Origin of the sequence: Bradyrhizobium sp. LMTR 3 (assembly GCF_001693485.1) — a bacterium.
GTDB lineage: Bacteria > Pseudomonadota > Alphaproteobacteria > Rhizobiales > Xanthobacteraceae > Bradyrhizobium.
The window spans coordinates 1-16077 of the sequence record NZ_MAXC01000001.1; the positions used below are offsets into that span (position 1 = coordinate 1).

Consider the following 16077-nt stretch of genomic DNA (forward strand, 5'->3'; position numbering starts at 1 on the left):
CCCCAATTTGCGCAGCACCAGCGTTCCCGCTGTCGCCACCCGCTCGATCAGCCAATCAGCACGCTCAGCAACCCGAATATCGCCAAAAGACATCGCATGCCTCCCGCCAAAATAGGTCGAAAGGCCTCGAATCACATTCACAAAATCCGGGGAATCACTTTCGGGGATCCCGTAGCCCTGGAGGGGGAGGGTCGCCGCGCAGCGGCGGGGCGGGGTGACAGACTATCCTCGTCGGCGGTGCTTCAGTGGAAAGGTTTCCGCGTCAAGCGACCCATACACCTCCACGTAAATCTTCTCCATCACAGCATTCAAATCGCCAGCAATGTCCGAATTCCAGAAGCGGATAACCCGATATCCTTCCTGCTCCAGCCATGCCTGCCTTTCGCTGTCGCGCTTGGCTGTTGCATCCTCGTTGTGATGCCCGCCATCAAGTTCAATGATGAGACGCTTTGCTGGACAGAAGAAGTCCACGACATATGGACCGATAGGCGCCTGTCGCCGGAAATGCGTGCCTTCGATCGGCAGTTCTTTCAGCGCACGCCAGAGGATGCGCTCATGCGGCGTGGTGTTAGCCCGCAGCCTCTTCGCAGCGGCGCGGCGGATCGCCGTTGAAATCATTTCTACCTCGCTCGCGGATAGATCACCCCACCCCGCTCGCATTCGACGATGCTGCGCATCGCCGAACGCGAACGACCCTCCCCCTCCAGGGGAGGGTGAAGAGAAGCGCAATCTAAGGGCGAGCACAAGCGAGATGTTTCCCGCCCTACTCGATCTTCACTCGGCAGGATGAGGAAGCTGCTAACCCGGTAACCGCTGGCGGATTGGTCCCGTAACGCTTACATTGGCTTCGCGAAGCTGCGTCGTGCGTCAGGAGCCATATATCCCCGGGGCCTTATCGATCCTTTAGGGAACTGTCCCTGGCCGGGTCCGTGGATCCGGACATATGGTGCCCACCTACTTTCGTAGGGAACTCCGGGATCGAGTGCTTCAACGGCGTTCGTGGCCTCGCACTTTAATTTGTTGTTGCCTGCGACCTCGTCCTACCCGCGCACGTCCCGTCATACTCCGCGCATGCGGGGTATTCAGTACGCCGCGGCGTCTCGGTTGAATCACTGAAGTCTCTGGAATACTGGATCACCCGCCTTCCGCCTTCGCTCGTTGAGCTTCGGCGGACAGGTCGCGGTTGATGACAGCGGAAAGATACTGCATGACGGCAACCCTGTCGAAAGCCGATCTCCGCGCCGCAGCGCTGGCGAAACGCGATGCGTTGAGCGACGAGCAGCGCGCGGCTGCGGCGCAGGCGATGGCGAAGCGCGGCCTGCCGTTCGAGGTCGAGCCAGGGCTCGTCGTGTCGGGATACTCGCCGATCCGCAGCGAGATCGATCCCGCGCCCTTGATGCGCAAGCTCGCCGAGCAGGGCGCAAAGCTCGCGCTGCCGGCGGTGCTGTCGCGCGGCAAATCGCTCGCGTTTCGCGCGTGGTCGCCCGACGATCGGCTGATGATGGGGCCGCTCGGCATTCTCGAACCGTCGCCGGCGGCGGCCGAACTCGTTCCAGATATCATGCTGGTGCCGCTGGCTGCGTTCGATCGCGCCGGCCACCGCATCGGCTATGGCGCCGGACACTACGACTTCACGCTCGCCCACTTGCGCAAAGCGAAGGCCATTACGGCTGTCGGCACCGCCTTTTCCGTGCAGGAAATAAAAGGCGTTCCCGCGCTGCCGCACGACGTGGCGCTGGATTATGTGCTAACGGAAAAGAAGGTGTTCGATTTCCGGAGCTGAACTTTGCGTATTCTCTTCGTTGGTGACGTGGTCGGTCGCGCTGGGCGCGCCGCGGTCGCGGCATATCTGCCCGGCATGATCAGGGACTGGGCTCTCGACTTCGTCGTCGTCAATGGCGAGAATTCCGCCGGCGGGTTCGGCATCACCGAGGCGGTCTATCAGGAATTGCTCGACGCCGGGGCGGACGCCATCACGCTCGGCAATCACGCCTGGGATCAGCGCGAGGCGCTGGTGTTCATCGAGCGCGCGCCGAAACTGGTCCGGCCCGCGAACTATCCAAAGGGCACGCCGGGCCGGGGAGCGGCGCTGGTCGATACCAAGAACGGCAAGCGCGCGCTCGTTGTCAACGCGATCGGCCGTGTCTTCATGACGCCGTTCGACGATCCCTTCGCGGTGCTCAATCGGGAGCTCGAGGCCTGTCCGCTGCGCGAAGCCGCAGATGCGATCGTGGTCGATTTCCATGCCGAGGCGACCAGCGAGAAACAAGGCATCGGCTATTTCTGCGACGGCCGCGCCAGCCTCGTCGTCGGCACGCACACCCATGTGCCGACCGCCGATCATCAGATCCTCGCCGGCGGCACCGCCTACATGACGGACGCCGGCATGACCGGCGATTATGATTCCATCATCGGCATGCAGAAGGAAGAGCCGCTGCGGCGCTTTACGACGGGTATTCCATCAGCCCGTTTCGAACCGGCCGCAGGGGTGGCGACACTCAGCGGTGTTGCGGTCGAGACCGATGATTTAACCGGCCTCGCGCTGCGTGTTGCGCCGGTGCGGGCCGGCGGCAGGCTCGAGCCGGCCGTGCCGGCGTTTTGGGCGTGAAGCGATACAAACGCCGGAGTGTCGATGCCGAGGCTGCTGGTTGTTGCGCTGTCACTCTCCGTTCCCCGGACGCAGCGCAGCATGCAGTGATGCGCTGCTGAGCCGGGGTCCAGAGATGATATGCGGAAAGATGGATCCCGGCTCTGCGGAGCAGCGCTACGCGCTGCACTGCGTCCGGGACAGGGCTTCAATTGAACTGAATGACCTTGTCCAGCGTAATTGGCAGGTCGCGGACGCGCTTTCCCGTCGCATGATAGACCGCGTTGGCGATCGCCGCCGCCACGCCGACGATGCCGATCTCGCCGAGGCCCTTGATACCGAGTGGATTGACCATCTCGTCGGGCTCGTCGACGAAGATCACCTTGATGTCGTGCACGTCGGCATTCACCGGCACATGGTATTCGGCGATGTTGGCGTTCATGACGCGTCCGAAGCGATGGTCGAACAGCGTTTCCTCGTGCAGCGCCATGCCGATTCCCCAGACCACGCCACCCATGACCTGGCTGTGGGCGGTCTTCGGATTGAGGATGCGGCCTGCAGCGACGGCATTGACTACGCGGGTCACGCGGATCACACCAAGCTGTTCGTCCACCTTGACCTCCGCGAAGATGGCGGAGTGGACATTGCGCGCGTGAGACTTGTCTTCGGCAACCTTGTTGGCCTCCTCGCGCGTGATGCGATCGGCGGTGCCGGACTGCATCGCGCTGGCAATCGAGACCGCGCGGGTCGCATCCCGCCTGCTGACGATCTTGCCGTCAATCAGCGCGACGTCGTCTACGCCCGCACCCGCCAGCGGCGAATCCTTCATGCCGATTGCAAGCTTCAGCAAGTCGCCGCGAACCGCGCGGGCGGTATTGGCAATCGCGTTGCATACTGAGGATGCGATCCACGAGCCGCCCTCCAGCGGACATTGCGGCAGCGTGGAATCGCCGAGCTTGACGTTGATATTGTCGATCGGCAGGCCGAGCATGTCGGCCGCGACCTGCGCCATGATCGTGTAGGTGCCGGTGCCGATGTCGGAGGCTGCGGTCGCCACTTCCGCATGGCCGTTCGCTGTCAGCACGATGCGCACCGTGGTCGCCATCTGCAGGGCTTCCCATACGCCGGACGCCATGCCCCAGCCGACCAGATCGCTGCCCTCGCGCATGGAGCGCGGCTCCGCTTTGCGCTTGTCCCAGCCGAACGCCGCCGCGCCCTCCCGGTAGCACTCGCGCAGTTGCTTGCTGGTATAGGGAATATCCGCGCCCTGATCGCGATCGGAATAGCATTGCAGCCGCAACTGCACCGGGTCCGTTTTGAGCGCGACGGCGAGTTCGTCCATCGCGCATTCGAGCGCATAGACGCCGGTCGCAGCCCCCGGTGCGCGCATGTCGCAGGACGTCGGCACGTCGAGCTTCACGAGCTTGTGCTCGAATTTCGCGTTGGGACTCCTGTAAAGCAGATTGCCCCAGCCGGTGTCGTTGCGCGCGAATTCCTCGAACTGCGAGGTCACGGCGATGGCCTCGTGCGTCATCGCGTCGAGCGTGCCGTCGCTCTTGGCACCGAGCGCAAGGCGTTCGATGGTCGCGGGCCGGTGGCCGAGGGCGTACATCTGTGCCCGGCTGAGCATGACGCGAACCGGACGTTTGAGCGCGCGCGCCGCCAGCACCGCCAGCACGACCTGGTATTGCGGGCGCAGGCCGGAGCCGAAACCGCCGCCCATATACGGCGACATGACGCGAACCGCGTCCGGCTTCATCTTGAACACGCCGCAGAGATATTGCTGTACGTTCTGCACGCCCTGCGTCTTGTCGTAGACGGTGAGCTGGCCGTCATCCCAGATCGCCGTCGAGGCGAACAATTCCATCGGATTGTGGTGCTCGGTCGGAATGAAATATTCGGCCTCGTGGCGCACGGCGGCGGACGCAAATGCCTTCTCGGCATCGCCGCGCGGCTTCTCCGGCTTGTCGATGGCAAACGCGTTGGCGCGCTCGGTGTGCAGATCGGTGACGTGAGGCGCCTTCTGGTACTCGACCTTTACCAGCGAAGCAGCGACGCGCGCGGTTTCCCAATCCTCGGCGAGTACCAGCGCGAGCGGTTGCCCGCTGAAAAGGACGATGTCGTCGTAGAGCGGGCGATAGGGTGAGCCTTTTTCCGTCGCGACTTCGTCCTTGTAGGCGTCGTCCTTATCGGCCATCTGCGGCCGATTCCGATGGGTCAGCACGTCGATCACGCCGTCAACCTCCAGCGCCCCGCTGGGGTCGATGCGCACGATCCGGCCCTTCGGAATCGTCGATTCGACGACATAGCCATGGACGAGGCCGGGGACGTTGAACTCGCCGGCATATTTGGCTTCGCCGGTGACCTTGGCCCTGCCGTCGACGCGGGGTGTCGCTGATCCGATATAGGATGCCATGGCGCTCACCGTATTTTCTTGTCGGAGTTCGACTGCGGCGTGCCCCGCGCGGCCTGATCGAGCGTCCGCATGATGGCGCGCCGCGCCAGGCCGATCTTGAAGTTGTTGTGTCCGTAGCCTTTGGCGCCGTGCAGCAACCAATCCGCGGCCTTCGCAAATGCGGTCGCGTCAGTGCGTTGTCCGAGCAGGGCCGCTTCGGCCGCGGTACTGCGCCATGGTTTGTGCGCAACGCCGCCGAGCGCCAGGCGGGCTTCCTTGATCGTGTCGCCGTCGAGTTCGAGCGCTGCCGCCACCGATACCAGCGCGAACGCGTACGACAGGCGATCGCGAATCTTCAGGTAGGAATAGTTCGCGCTAAACCCTTTTGGCGGAAGCTCGATGGCCGTGATGATCTCATCGGGTTCCAGATTGGTGTCGCGCTGCGGCGTGTTGCCGGGCAGGCGATGGAAATCGGCAAACGCGATGATGCGCGCCCCGGCCGGACCTGTGACATGCACGGTGGCTTCGAGCGCCGCGAGTGCCACGCACATGTCGGAAGGATGCGTAGCGATGCAGGCCTCGCTCGTTCCGAGGATCGCATTGATGCGGTTGACGCCATCGATCGCCGAGCAGCCGCTACCCGGCTCACGTTTGTTGCACGGCGTCGCCGTGTCGTAATAATAGAAGCAGCGCGTCCGCTGCAGCAGGTTGCCGCCGGTCGAGGCCATGTTGCGCAACTGCTGCGACGCGCCTGATAGTATCGCGCGCGAGAGCAGTGGATAGCGCCCCTCGATCAGGGGGTGGTAGGCGAGGTCGGTATTCGGCACCATCGCGCCGATCAGAACGCCGCCAGCGGAGGTTGGTTCGACGCTCCTGAGCGGCAGGTGCGAAATATCGATCAGCCGGCTCGGACCCTCGACATCATATTTGATCAGGTCGATCAGGTTGGTGCCGCCCGCGATGAATTTTGCGGAAGGATCGGTGGCAATCTGCTTGATGGCGTCGGCGACGTCGTTTGCGCGCGAATATTGAAACGGGGTCATGATCGCTCCATCGCCTGCTGGATCGCCGACACGATGTTCGGATAGGCGCCGCAGCGGCAGATGTTGCCGCTCATGAGTTCGCGAATCTCGTCGGCCGTTTTGGCCTTGCCCTCGGCAATCAGCCCGGCAGCCGAGCAGATCTGTCCCGACGTGCAGTAGCCGCACTGAAATGCGTCATGATCGATGAAGGCTTGCTGCAGCGGATGCAGCTCACCGTCGTGTGCAAGGCCCTCGATGGTGATGATTTCGGCGCCTTCCTTCATCACCGCCAGCGTCAGGCAGGAATTGATCCGTCGCCCGTCGACCAGAACGGTGCACGCGCCGCATTGTCCGTGGTCGCAGCCCTTCTTGGTGCCCGTCAGGTCGAGATGATCGCGTAGCGCGTCGAGTAACGTCGTCCACGGGGCGACCGTCAGTTCCATGCGGTTACCGTTGACGGTCAGCCTGATCGGAATTTTCTCCGGCACGGTGACCATCCGCGTTACACGCTTTGCTGCGCCAGATCGCGCCATGTTGATCTCCGCCTGCCTGGGCTGGTGCGCAAGGATGGTGCGCGCGGGATGATCCAGCCTGAGTTCGCGCTGAGGGGGCCAAGCCCGCCTATCAACGAGTTCGAACAGGGAAGGTTCAGACCGAAAGCGCGATATGCGAATCTGCTTGCTGCACAGTTTTTGGACAGGCTTCTGGCGCGATCGCGCGAAACCGCACGACTGAATGCGGCTTGTCGGCCGGTTAAAGTGATTACAGCCGGTAGGCCGTGCGGAAGCCGCCCCAGTGGCGGCCCTTGACGCGGATCGGCACGTCGATCTCGCGCATCATCACGGTGTTGCCGTTGCCCATGTCGCGGGCGTAGCTCTGGATCAGATAGGCGCGCTGATTGCGCCCGGCAGCAAGTCCCGCCGGATCGTTGAAGATGCGGCGGTTGCGGCTGTTGGCGGTGTTCCAGGTAACGTCGCCCGGGCGCTGCGGGTGCGAATAGATTTTGTTGTGCACCGGCAAATAGCCGTTGGTGTCGATCATGGCGCAGAACGCCATCCGCTTGTCCTTGGCAAGGAACGCTTCCTGGAACGGCGGCAGCGCGCGATCGGCCCAGTCCAGGATTTTGGTGCGATATTGCACCGGGTTGCTGCCGGCTATCTCGACATAGTTGGTGTCGAACATGTCTTCCATCGAGATGGCGCCGCTATCGATACCGTTCTCGAAAATCTTCTTCAGCGCCGCGCCGGCTTCCATCGCGCGGGTGACCGCTTCGGTGTTGTCGTCCTGGATCGACCACAGCTTGTCTTCGATCTTTTCGGTCAGCTCGGCATCCGGCCGTTCGAATTGTGCGTGCGTGCCGGCTTTCGACCGCTGGACGATACGAATCCGGCAGGCGCCGACATCCTGCAGCGTCGCATCAAAACTCTGGCCCTGCACGAGCGCTTCCGCGTCTGTCCCGCTGACGAGAATGCCTCCCCTGGAAATTTCGTAGACAGGTGCTGATATCACCCCGCGCGGGGCCGTAATTTCGATCTTGAGGCTGCAAGGCAACCTTTCGTCCTTACGGCGCTCGGTCCGCTCACCTTGGCGCAGCAGCACGGCGCAGCGCGCCTTGAGCTTCTGCGCAAAGGCGGTGACGGCTCGTCCGGCCTTGGCGACGCTTTCGCCATGCACCTCGGCTTCCTTGGTCGCGCTGTCGATTTCGGTGGCGCTGGCGCCGACGGAAGCGATGAAGCTCGAAGCGGCGGCCGCATTGTCGGCCATCTCGCCGGTGGTTGCGTTCTGTTCGGCGACCGCGCCGTTGACGTTCTCGAACACCGGGCGGATCGCCTCGATCGCCTGCGTGATGCGATGCACGGCATCGACCGAGCCCGCGGCATCCCGCTGCAGCGCCTCGATCTTCTTGGTGATTTCCTCTGTCGCGTTCTGGGTCTGCACCGCGAGTGCCTTCACTTCGGTGGCGACCACGGCAAAACCGCGCCCGGCTTCGCCGGCGCGTGCGGCCTCGATGGTGGAATTGAGCGCCAGGAGCGTGGTCTGCCGCGCGATCTGCGCGATCAGGTTGACCACGTTGCCGATCGCGGCCGATGATTCCCTCAGGCGGTCGACATTGGCGCCGGCTTCGCGGGCGGCCTCACTGGCCTGGTCGGCGAGCTTGCCGGCGTCGCGCACCTGGGAGCCGATCCCTTGCGCCGATTGGGTGAACTTGTCGGCGGCCTGCGAAAACGTCGTCGCCGTGCCCTGTGCGGCGCTGGTGCGGCTCGTCAGGGCATCGGTGCGCTGGCGAATGGTGGTGAGCGTCGCAGCGGTCGCCTCGGCGCCGCCGGCGACCGAATTGGCCGCGCGCTCGAGCTGGCGGATCATCGCGCCGAGTTCGAGTTCCAGAAGTTCGAGGATCGCCCTGGCCGACTCGCCGTCGCCCGAGCCGGCCTCCGTCACGGCGGCCGGCTGAGCCGCCGTTTGAACCGCCGTTTGGGCCTTGGGCCGGACGGCAGGCAAGGCCGGTTCCGGCACCCGCTTTTTGAACAAACCGAAGGCCATGACGTCTCTCAAAAGTTGAGGATCGGTGCGAAATCCTCTCATCCGGGCATGAAATCATGGTTAACAACTGCCTGATATTTCGGCGCGCGGCAGTACCGGCATACCCGGATGGGCTGTAAATCTTTGATTTCGGCCAATTGCCGGCCTATAAGGCCGCGCTTCACCCCCTACATTCCCCTGGGACGAATCCAAGAGACTCCGCATGGCCGGCCATTCCCAATTCAAGAACATCATGCACCGCAAGGGCCGGCAGGATGCCCAGAAGTCCAAGCTGTTCAGCAAGCTGGCGCGCGAAATCACGGTCGCCGCCAAGCTTGGAACGCCGGACCCGGCGATGAACCCCCGGCTGCGCGCGGCCGTGATCGCGGCGCGCCAGGAAAACATGCCGAAGGACAATATCGAGCGCGCTATCAAGAAGGCGATCGGCGGCGAGAGCGAGAGCTACGACGAGATCCGCTACGAGGGCTACGGCCCCGGCGGCGTCGCCATCATCGTCGAGGCGCTGACGGACAACCGTAACCGCGCCGCCTCCGACATCCGCTCCTATTTCACCAAGTCCGGCGGCAATCTCGGCGAAACCGGCTCGGTCGCCTTCATGTTCGACCGCACCGGCATCATCGAATACGACGCCAGCAAGGCCTCCGACGACGCGATGCTGGAAGCCGCGATCGAGGCCGGCGCCGACGACGTCGTATCCAGCGAAAGCGGCCACGAGATCTACGCCTCGCAGGAAACCTTTCGCGAGGTTGCGAAAGCGCTGGAAGCCAAGTTCGGCGAAGCCCGCAAGGCAGCGCTGACCTGGAAGCCGCAGAACACGGTCGCGGTCGACGACGAGACTGGCGAGAAGCTGCTGAAGCTGATGGATCTCTTGAACGAGCACGACGACGTGCAGAACGTCTACGCCAATTTCGAGGTCTCCGACGCGCTGGTCGCCAAGATGGGCGGGTAGGGCTGCCACGTGTCCCGGACGCGGTGCAGCGTGCAACGCTGCTCCGCAAAGCCGGGACCCATGTCACCACACGACGATTGGATAGATGGGCCTCGGCTCTGCAGCGCACCACTTCGCGGTGCGCCGCGTCCGGGCACGCATTCGCGGGGATTTCTGTTCTCTTTATGTTTCGTTCACCCGGCTCTGGCGTTATCACTACGCCATGACATCCACACCGATTCGCCATCCCGTCCGGATTATCGGCATCGACCCCGGCCTGCGCCGCACCGGCTGGGGCGTTATCGAGACCGAGGGCAACCGGCTCGTCTTCATCGGCTGCGGCTCGGTGGAGCCGCCGGACAACCTGCCGATAGCGAGCCGCCTGCTCGCGATCCATGAGGGGCTCGCCGCCGTGCTCGGCGATTTCAGGCCGGCGGAAGCCGCAGTGGAGCAGACCTTTGTGAACAAGGACGGCGTCGCCACCCTGAAACTCGGCCAGGCCCGCGGCGTCGCCATGTTGGCGCCCGCGATGTTCGGCATATCGGTTGCGGAATATGCGCCCAACCAAGTCAAGAAAACCGTGGTCGGCGCCGGCCATGCCGACAAGAACCAGATCGCGGTGATGCTGAAGATATTGCTGCCGAAGGCCGAGCCCAAATCCGCCGACGCCGCCGATGCGCTCGCCATCGCCATCACCCACGCCCACCACCGCCAGGGCGCGGCGCTGCGGATGAAGGTGGCGAGCTTATGATCGGCAACTTCGAAATGATGCGATGTGAGGTGAGCACGCTCATCAGGCTCCCTCCCCCCTTGCGGGGGAGGGTTGGGGAGAGGGGTAAACCCCGGGTTCTGGCAGACGACATGCGGCGGGAATATTCCAACGAGCCTGTCGAGGTCTTCGGCGAGGAAGTTGTTCTCGCTTTGCGTCAACCGACTGAACAAGCGGCACCCCTCTCCCTAACCCTCCCCCGCAAGGGGGGAGGGAACCCTTCCGTCGGTACGTCCCTCACCTATGTCGGCACCACAGTTATCGGTTCTGCCGTCGCCAGCATCGGATTCGGGTCTTCAAGATGATCGGTAAACTCAAGGGCCTGATCGATTCCTACGGTGAGGACTTTGTCATCCTCGACGTCGGCGGCGTCGGTTATCAGGTGCATTGCTCCTCGCGGACGCTGCAGGCGCTGCCGTCGCCCGGCGAGGCTGCGGTGCTCTCGATCGAGACCTATGTCCGCGAGGACCAAATCAAGCTGTTCGGCTTCCGCACCGACACGGAGCGCGAGTGGTTTCGCCTGCTGCAGACCGTGCAGGGCGTCGGCGCCAAGGTCGCGCTGGCGGTGCTCTCCACGCTGCCGCCTGCCGAACTCGCCAATGCGATTGCGCTGCGCGACAAGGCCGCAGTATCGCGCACGCCCGGCGTCGGGCCAAAGGTCGCCGAGCGCATCGTTTCTGAATTGAAGGACAAGGCGCCGGCGTTTGCCAATGTCGATCCGGCCGTGGTGCATCTCGCCGGCGCGATCGACAGCGACCGCGCGCCGCGCCCGGTCACCGACGCGATCTCGGCTTTGGTCAATCTCGGCTACGGCCAGCCGCAGGCGGCCGCTGCGATTGCCGCCGCCTCGCGCAGCGCGGGCGAGAATGCCGAGACCGCGCAACTGATCCGGCTGGGCCTGAAGGAACTGGCGAAATAGGCTATGTTCGCCATTGACCGACGAAGGAAGGCGTTTCCGCCATGTTGAGCGAAAAAGACAAAGAACTTATCGCCGCCGCGATTGACGCGATCAGGCCGCGTTATCGCAACAAATGGCAGGAGGTAGGCGCTGCGATGCGCACCCGCGACGGCCGCATCGTCACCGGCGTGAATATCGATGCCTATATCGGCCGGATCGCCGTCTGCGCGGAGGCGATCGCCATTGGACGCGCCATCACCGAAACCGGCGATCGCGGCATCGAGACCATCGTCGCGGTGCGTCATCCCAAGCCGGACGAGCCCGGCGATATCGCCGTGGTCTCGCCCTGCGGCATCTGTCGCGAATTGATCCACGATTACGATGCAAAGGCGCGGGTCATCGTTCCCGACCATGGCCGCGAGCCGAACGTCGTCACCATCGACGAGCTTTTGCCCAACAAGTACCGGAGGGGCAACGGGTGAACACCCCCTCCCGGATCGTCACCCCCGAGCGCCGTTCCGACGATGTCGGCGACACTGCGTTGCGCCCGCAACTGCTGTCCGAGTTCGTCGGCCAGGCTCAGGCGCGCAAGAACCTCTCGATCTTCATCGAGGCCGCGCGTAAGCGCGGCGAGGCGCTGGACCACGTGCTGTTCGTCGGGCCTCCCGGCCTCGGCAAGACCACGCTGGCGCAGATCGTCGCGCGCGAACTCGGCGTCGGCTTTCGCGCCACGTCAGGTCCCGTCATCGCCAAGGCCGGCGATCTTGCAGCACTGCTCACCAATCTCGAAGAGCGCGACGTCCTGTTCATCGACGAAATTCATCGCCTCAGCCCGGCGGTCGAGGAAGTGCTATACCCTGCGATGGAGGATTTTCAGCTCGACCTCATCATCGGCGAGGGGCCGGCGGCGCGTTCGGTCAAGATCGATCTCGCAAAGTTCACCCTTGTCGGCGCCACGACGCGCGCAGGGCTGTTGACCAATCCGCTGCGCGACCGTTTCGGCATTCCGATCCGGCTGAACTTCTACACCGAGGAAGAACTGGAGAGGATCGTCAGCCGCGGCGCCCGCGTGCTCAATATCGGCATGACGGCCGACGGTGCCAACGAGATCGCGCGCCGCGCCCGCGGCACGCCGCGCATTGCCGGCCGCCTGTTGCGTCGCGTGCGCGATTTTGCATCCGCAGCCGACGCCAGCTCGGTCGACCGCGCGATTGCCGACCACGCGCTGAGCGCGCTGGAAGTCGATGCCGCCGGCCTCGATGCCATGGACCGCCGTTATCTCACGACGATTGCGATGAACTATGGCGGCGGCCCGGTCGGCGTCGAGACCATGGCGGCGGCGCTATCCGAGCCACGCGATGCCATCGAGGACATCATCGAGCCCTATCTGATCCAGTGCGGCTATCTGCAACGCACCCCGCGCGGGAGGCTGCTCACCTCGCACGCCTTCCGCCACCTCGGCCTCGCCGAGCCCACGCGCGATCCCGCGCAGTTCGGCCTGTTCGGCAACGACAGCGACGACTGAGCGCTTCGAACCCTATCGTTCCGGCGATGCACTAAGGGCAACAGCCGGCGCTTGAGCCTCCGGCTTGCTTGCCGTGGAGTGCCGCTGGTGAGAAGCTGCTGGAGGCCTGCTGACGTTCTGCACAAACGCACCCCAATTCAGGCTCAATCCGCCACCATGTTGGCGGTGCATCACGATTGGATCACATGTTAACACGCCGTCATTTCTTGAAGTCCATGGGTGGATTGGGCGCGTTGGGCGCCTCGACCACCGCTTACGGGTTCAGCGCGCCGGTCGTCCGGCTTCGCGTCGTGCGGTACAACCTTTCGCCGCCGCAATGGCCGGCAGGTCTCAAGCTCAGGATCGCCGCCATCGCCGACCTCCATGCCTGCGATCCCTGGATGTCGCTCGATCATATCGGTGAGATCGTCGAACGCACCAATGCGCTCAAGCCTGACGTCGTCGTCATGCTCGGCGACTACGTGGCCGGACATCGCAAGGTGACGCGCTTCATTCCCGACGCCGAATGGGCGGAAGCGTTGGCCGGATTGAAGGCGCCGCTCGGCGTGCATGCGGTGCTCGGCAATCACGACTGGTGGGAGGACAAGGAAGTGCAGCGCAACGGGCAGGGGCTGCCGAGCGCGGGCCGTGCGCTGGAAGCGGTCGGTATCCCGGTGTACGAGAACGACGCCAGGAAGTTCAGCAAGAATGGTCACTCGTTCTGGCTGGCCGGTCTCGGCGACCAACTCGCCTATGTGCCGGCGCGCCGCTTCAGGCCGCTCAAGCGGATCGGCGTCGACGATCTCGGCGCGACGCTGGCGAAGATCACCGACGATGCGCCCGTGGTTCTGATGGCGCACGAGCCTGACATCGCGCGGCGCGTGCCCGCGCGCGTTGCGCTGCAGCTCTCCGGACACACCCATGGCGGCCAGGTGCGGATGCTCGGCTGGTCCCCGATTTCGCCCTCCGGCCAGCAGCTCGCCTACGGCCACATCAAGATGAACTGCGACGTCGTCGTCTCCGGCGGTCTCGGCTGCAGCATCATGCCGTTCCGGCTCGGGGTGCCCCCGGAGATCGTGCTGGTGACGATTGGGGCGGGGCAGCCGGCGGTGGCGTAGCCGCACCCGCCGGGCATGGATTTCTGCATCAAATGATGCTATTTTTGATGCAGAAGAGGTGCACGTCCCATGCGAACCACGATAGCGATAGACGACGAGTTATTTGCCAAGGCGCAGGAATTTGCCGGCGTCTCTGAGAAATCAGCCGTCATACGAGAAGCGCTGAAGGCGTTTGTCGAGCGCGAAGCTGCTCGCCGGCTTGCCCGAATGGGGGGAACGCAACCTGATGCCAAAGCACCGCCGCGCCGACGCCCTAAATGATGGTGCTTGTCGACACGTCGATCTGGATCGATCACTTTCGTCACGTTGATGCGCGTTTGGCTCAATTGCTCGATCGCGGTGAAGTCGCCATGCATCCCTTCGTTGTCGGCGAGTTGTTGCTTGGATCGGCTCTCGGGTCCTCCAATTTGATTGGAGACCTAAATACTCTTCCAAGAACAAGCGTGGCTAGCTCCGACGAAGTCCTGAAGTTTATCTCGGATCGCAAGTTGCCGGGATCCGGCATCGGATACGTCGATGCCCATCTGCTGGCCGCGGCCGCTCTTACGCCCGAGACATTGATCTGGACGCGCGATAAGCGATTGCTTGCTGCGGCGCAATCGCTATCGCTTGCCGCGGACGTTCGGGAGTAATGTCGATGATACCTTCCCTCGACGGCGAGATCCGCGACGGCCGCCATCACATGCAGGTCCGTGTCTACTACGAGGACACCGATTTCTCCGGCATCGTCTATCACGCCAATTACCTGCGCTTCATGGAGCGCGGACGCACCAACCATCTGCGGCTGCTGGGCGCGTCGCAGCATGCGCTGTTCGAACAGGCGCAGGAGGAGACGCCGGGCTTTGCCTTCGTGGTGCGCTCGATGCGGCTCGATTTTCTGCGGCCGGCGCGGATGGACGACGTGCTCGACGTCGTGACATGGCCGGTCGCGGTGAAGGGCGCTTCCATCACCCTGGCGCAGGAGGTGCGTCGCGGCGAGGATGTCCTCGTCAGGGCTGAGGTGCGCGTTGCCTTCATCAGCGAGGGACGGGCGAAGCCGATCCCAAAATCGCTGCGGCTGTTGATGAAGGCCGATCTGGCGCCGGAGTAAATCTTGGTTTGACGCGTTTTCTTCACTCGAACCGGCATCCACCCTCGGATCACGTCCGAGGGCATGCTTCGCTCGAAAACGCTATGGATATTGACTCTCTGTACCGATCGGTACAATGTCTCGGGGTTAGCAACCCGGAGAAACCTCATGTCGCGTCCGCCGCTGCCGCCCTTCACCCGCGAAACCGCAGCCCAGAAGGCGCGCATGGCCGAAGACGCCTGGAATTCGCGCGATCCGGTCCGGGTATCGCTGGCCTATACCGAGGACAGCCGCTGGCGTAACCGCTCCGAATTCTTCCAGGGCCGCGACGCGATCGTCGAGTTCCTCACCCGCAAATGGGCGAAGGAGCACGACTACCGCCTGATCAAGGATCTCTGGGCGTTCGATCAGAACCGTATTGCCGTGCGCTTTCAGTATGAGTGGCACAACGACGCCGGACAGTGGCATCGCTCCTACGGCAACGAGCAGTGGGAGTTCGACGAGCATGGCCTGATGCGGCGGCGCGAGGCCAGCATCAACGATCTCGCCATCAAGGAAAGCGAGCGGCGCTTCCATTGGCCGGCCCCCGGTCCGCGCCCGGCGGATGTCGCGGGACTGAGCGAGAACCCGCTATGATCAGATGCTGACAAGAGGCGTCGAACGTGGAGAGGTACTGCGCGCGCTCGGCGAGGTGTTTCGCGCGCATGGCTACGAGGGCGCCTCGCTGACGCTGATCACGGAGGCCACAGGCCTCGGCAAGGGCAGCCTCTATCATCTGTTCCCCGGCGGCAAGGAGCAGATGGCCGCCGAGGTGCTGGCCGAGATCGACGGCTGGTTCGAACTCCATATCTTCGCGCCCTTGCGCATCGCCGACGATCCGACGCGCGCCGTCGCTGCGATGATCGCTGGCGTCGATCAATATTTCCACTCGGGCGATCGCGTCTGCCTGGTCGGCATGGTGGCGCTCGGCTCGGCGCGCGACAGTTTTTCCGAAGCGGTCGATGGCTATTTCGCGCGCTGGCAAACGGCGCTGGCGTCGCTGTTGCGGCGATCCGGGCTCACGAACAGCCAGGCCCAGCGGCGCGCCGAGGATGCGCTCCTCACCATTCAGGGCGCGCTGGTGCTGGCGCGGGCGCGGAGCGACGCCAAAATCTTTCGTCGCGCGTTGAGCGATCTGACGGCGCGGTTGCTGGCGCCGCCGGCGTGATGGCTGCTAGAACGATGTCGTCCCTGCGAAAGCAGGGAC

18 protein-coding genes and 1 other RNA gene are annotated in these 16077 nt (G+C 63.9%); 14 read left to right on the top strand and 5 right to left on the bottom strand.

Annotation, left to right across the window (positions count from 1 at the left end):
• Positions 1 to 222: 222 nt before the first annotated feature.
• Positions 223 to 618 (bottom strand): endonuclease domain-containing protein, encoded by a 396-nt coding sequence (locus LMTR3_RS00005; protein ID WP_065743081.1) that lies wholly within the window; start codon positions 616 to 618, stop codon positions 223 to 225.
• A 231-nt stretch (positions 619 to 849) separates the two neighbouring features.
• On the opposite strand from LMTR3_RS00005, the gene ssrS reads away from it, so the two are divergent.
• From ssrS to LMTR3_RS00020, 3 genes are all read left to right on the top strand, one after another.
• A non-coding RNA gene (ssrS, locus tag LMTR3_RS00010) (6S RNA) lies at positions 850 to 1010 on the top strand.
• A gap of 197 nt (positions 1011 to 1207) precedes the next feature.
• Positions 1208 to 1783 carry a 5-formyltetrahydrofolate cyclo-ligase gene (locus LMTR3_RS00015; protein ID WP_065743082.1) on the top strand — a complete coding sequence of 192 codons (576 nt, stop codon included), beginning with the start codon at positions 1208 to 1210 and terminating at the stop codon, positions 1781 to 1783.
• Between the two features lie 3 nt (positions 1784 to 1786).
• A complete protein-coding gene (locus tag LMTR3_RS00020) occupies positions 1787 to 2608 on the top strand; it encodes a TIGR00282 family metallophosphoesterase (protein ID WP_065743083.1) in 822 nt (273 codons plus the stop codon).
• 187 nt (positions 2609 to 2795) lie between these two features.
• Here LMTR3_RS00020 and LMTR3_RS00025 read toward each other — a convergent pair whose 3' ends face one another.
• From LMTR3_RS00025 to LMTR3_RS00040, 4 genes are all read right to left on the bottom strand, one after another.
• Positions 2796 to 5003, bottom strand: coding sequence for a xanthine dehydrogenase family protein molybdopterin-binding subunit (locus LMTR3_RS00025; RefSeq protein WP_065743084.1), 2208 nt, complete (start codon positions 5001 to 5003; stop codon positions 2796 to 2798).
• Positions 5004 to 5008: 5 nt separating this feature from the next.
• On the bottom strand, positions 5009 to 6025 hold the full coding sequence (locus LMTR3_RS00030; RefSeq protein WP_065743085.1) for an FAD binding domain-containing protein: 1017 nt from the start codon (positions 6023 to 6025) through the stop codon (positions 5009 to 5011).
• Positions 6022 to 6501 (bottom strand): (2Fe-2S)-binding protein, encoded by a 480-nt coding sequence (locus LMTR3_RS00035; RefSeq protein ID WP_176721802.1) that lies wholly within the window; start codon positions 6499 to 6501, stop codon positions 6022 to 6024. The genes LMTR3_RS00030 and LMTR3_RS00035 overlap by 4 nt, the downstream gene beginning before the upstream one ends.
• A gap of 265 nt (positions 6502 to 6766) precedes the next feature.
• Complete coding sequence (locus LMTR3_RS00040) at positions 6767 to 8545, bottom strand: methyl-accepting chemotaxis protein (RefSeq protein ID WP_065743087.1); 1779 nt, start codon at positions 8543 to 8545, stop codon at positions 6767 to 6769.
• 202 nt (positions 8546 to 8747) lie between these two features.
• Between LMTR3_RS00040 and LMTR3_RS00045 the strand changes: the two genes are divergently transcribed.
• From LMTR3_RS00045 to LMTR3_RS00095, 11 genes are all read left to right on the top strand, one after another.
• Positions 8748 to 9494 (top strand): YebC/PmpR family DNA-binding transcriptional regulator, encoded by a 747-nt coding sequence (locus tag LMTR3_RS00045; protein ID WP_065743088.1) that lies wholly within the window; start codon positions 8748 to 8750, stop codon positions 9492 to 9494.
• A gap of 202 nt (positions 9495 to 9696) precedes the next feature.
• On the top strand, positions 9697 to 10224 hold the full coding sequence (ruvC, locus tag LMTR3_RS00050; RefSeq protein WP_065743314.1) for a crossover junction endodeoxyribonuclease RuvC: 528 nt from the start codon (positions 9697 to 9699) through the stop codon (positions 10222 to 10224).
• Between the two features lie 319 nt (positions 10225 to 10543).
• The gene (gene ruvA / locus LMTR3_RS00060; RefSeq protein WP_065743090.1) at positions 10544 to 11161 is read left to right on the top strand and encodes a Holliday junction branch migration protein RuvA; all 618 of its coding nucleotides are present in this window, start codon (positions 10544 to 10546) and stop codon (positions 11159 to 11161) included.
• A gap of 41 nt (positions 11162 to 11202) precedes the next feature.
• A complete protein-coding gene (locus LMTR3_RS00065; RefSeq protein ID WP_065743091.1) occupies positions 11203 to 11622 on the top strand; it encodes a cytidine deaminase in 420 nt (139 codons plus the stop codon).
• Positions 11619 to 12665, top strand: coding sequence for a Holliday junction branch migration DNA helicase RuvB (gene ruvB / locus LMTR3_RS00070; RefSeq protein WP_065743092.1), 1047 nt, complete (start codon positions 11619 to 11621; stop codon positions 12663 to 12665). Before LMTR3_RS00065 ends, ruvB begins: the two co-directional genes overlap by 4 nt.
• A gap of 185 nt (positions 12666 to 12850) precedes the next feature.
• Complete coding sequence (locus LMTR3_RS00075; RefSeq protein ID WP_065743093.1) at positions 12851 to 13762, top strand: metallophosphoesterase; 912 nt, start codon at positions 12851 to 12853, stop codon at positions 13760 to 13762.
• Between the two features lie 69 nt (positions 13763 to 13831).
• On the top strand, positions 13832 to 14023 hold the full coding sequence (locus LMTR3_RS35990) for a type II toxin-antitoxin system VapB family antitoxin (RefSeq protein ID WP_084029296.1): 192 nt from the start codon (positions 13832 to 13834) through the stop codon (positions 14021 to 14023).
• Positions 14020 to 14394: a type II toxin-antitoxin system VapC family toxin gene (locus LMTR3_RS00080; RefSeq protein ID WP_349643781.1), complete on the top strand. Its 375-nt coding sequence runs from the start codon at positions 14020 to 14022 to the stop codon at positions 14392 to 14394. Before LMTR3_RS35990 ends, LMTR3_RS00080 begins: the two co-directional genes overlap by 4 nt.
• A gap of 5 nt (positions 14395 to 14399) precedes the next feature.
• Positions 14400 to 14852 (top strand): tol-pal system-associated acyl-CoA thioesterase, encoded by a 453-nt coding sequence (ybgC, locus tag LMTR3_RS00085; protein WP_065743316.1) that lies wholly within the window; start codon positions 14400 to 14402, stop codon positions 14850 to 14852.
• A gap of 147 nt (positions 14853 to 14999) precedes the next feature.
• The gene (locus LMTR3_RS00090) at positions 15000 to 15467 is read left to right on the top strand and encodes a nuclear transport factor 2 family protein (protein WP_065743094.1); all 468 of its coding nucleotides are present in this window, start codon (positions 15000 to 15002) and stop codon (positions 15465 to 15467) included.
• 4 nt (positions 15468 to 15471) lie between these two features.
• Positions 15472 to 16038 (top strand): TetR/AcrR family transcriptional regulator, encoded by a 567-nt coding sequence (locus LMTR3_RS00095; protein WP_065743095.1) that lies wholly within the window; start codon positions 15472 to 15474, stop codon positions 16036 to 16038.
• Positions 16039 to 16077 lie beyond the last annotated feature (39 nt).

Bases quoted from the DNA above. Each gene is read 5' to 3' on its own strand.
- LMTR3_RS00005 (WP_065743081.1), bottom strand. From the start codon at position 618: ATGATTTCAACGGCGATCCGCCGCGCCGCTGCGAAGAGGCTGCGGGCT.
- LMTR3_RS00015 (WP_065743082.1), top strand. From the start codon at position 1,208: ATGACGGCAACCCTGTCGAAAGCCGATCTCCGCGCCGCAGCGCTGGCG.
- LMTR3_RS00025 (WP_065743084.1), bottom strand. From the start codon at position 5,003: ATGGCATCCTATATCGGATCAGCGACACCCCGCGTCGACGGCAGGGCC.
- LMTR3_RS00030 (WP_065743085.1), bottom strand. From the start codon at position 6,025: ATGACCCCGTTTCAATATTCGCGCGCAAACGACGTCGCCGACGCCATC.
- LMTR3_RS00035 (WP_176721802.1), bottom strand. From the start codon at position 6,501: ATGGTCACCGTGCCGGAGAAAATTCCGATCAGGCTGACCGTCAACGGT.
- LMTR3_RS00040 (WP_065743087.1), bottom strand. From the start codon at position 8,545: ATGGCCTTCGGTTTGTTCAAAAAGCGGGTGCCGGAACCGGCCTTGCCT.
- LMTR3_RS00045 (WP_065743088.1), top strand. From the start codon at position 8,748: ATGGCCGGCCATTCCCAATTCAAGAACATCATGCACCGCAAGGGCCGG.
- ruvC (WP_065743314.1), top strand. From the start codon at position 9,697: ATGACATCCACACCGATTCGCCATCCCGTCCGGATTATCGGCATCGAC.
- ruvA (WP_065743090.1), top strand. From the start codon at position 10,544: ATGATCGGTAAACTCAAGGGCCTGATCGATTCCTACGGTGAGGACTTT.
- LMTR3_RS00065 (WP_065743091.1), top strand. From the start codon at position 11,203: ATGTTGAGCGAAAAAGACAAAGAACTTATCGCCGCCGCGATTGACGCG.
- LMTR3_RS00075 (WP_065743093.1), top strand. From the start codon at position 12,851: ATGTTAACACGCCGTCATTTCTTGAAGTCCATGGGTGGATTGGGCGCG.
- LMTR3_RS35990 (WP_084029296.1), top strand. From the start codon at position 13,832: ATGCGAACCACGATAGCGATAGACGACGAGTTATTTGCCAAGGCGCAG.
- LMTR3_RS00080 (WP_349643781.1), top strand. From the start codon at position 14,020: ATGATGGTGCTTGTCGACACGTCGATCTGGATCGATCACTTTCGTCAC.
- ybgC (WP_065743316.1), top strand. From the start codon at position 14,400: ATGATACCTTCCCTCGACGGCGAGATCCGCGACGGCCGCCATCACATG.
- LMTR3_RS00090 (WP_065743094.1), top strand. From the start codon at position 15,000: ATGTCGCGTCCGCCGCTGCCGCCCTTCACCCGCGAAACCGCAGCCCAG.
- LMTR3_RS00095 (WP_065743095.1), top strand. From the start codon at position 15,472: ATGCTGACAAGAGGCGTCGAACGTGGAGAGGTACTGCGCGCGCTCGGC.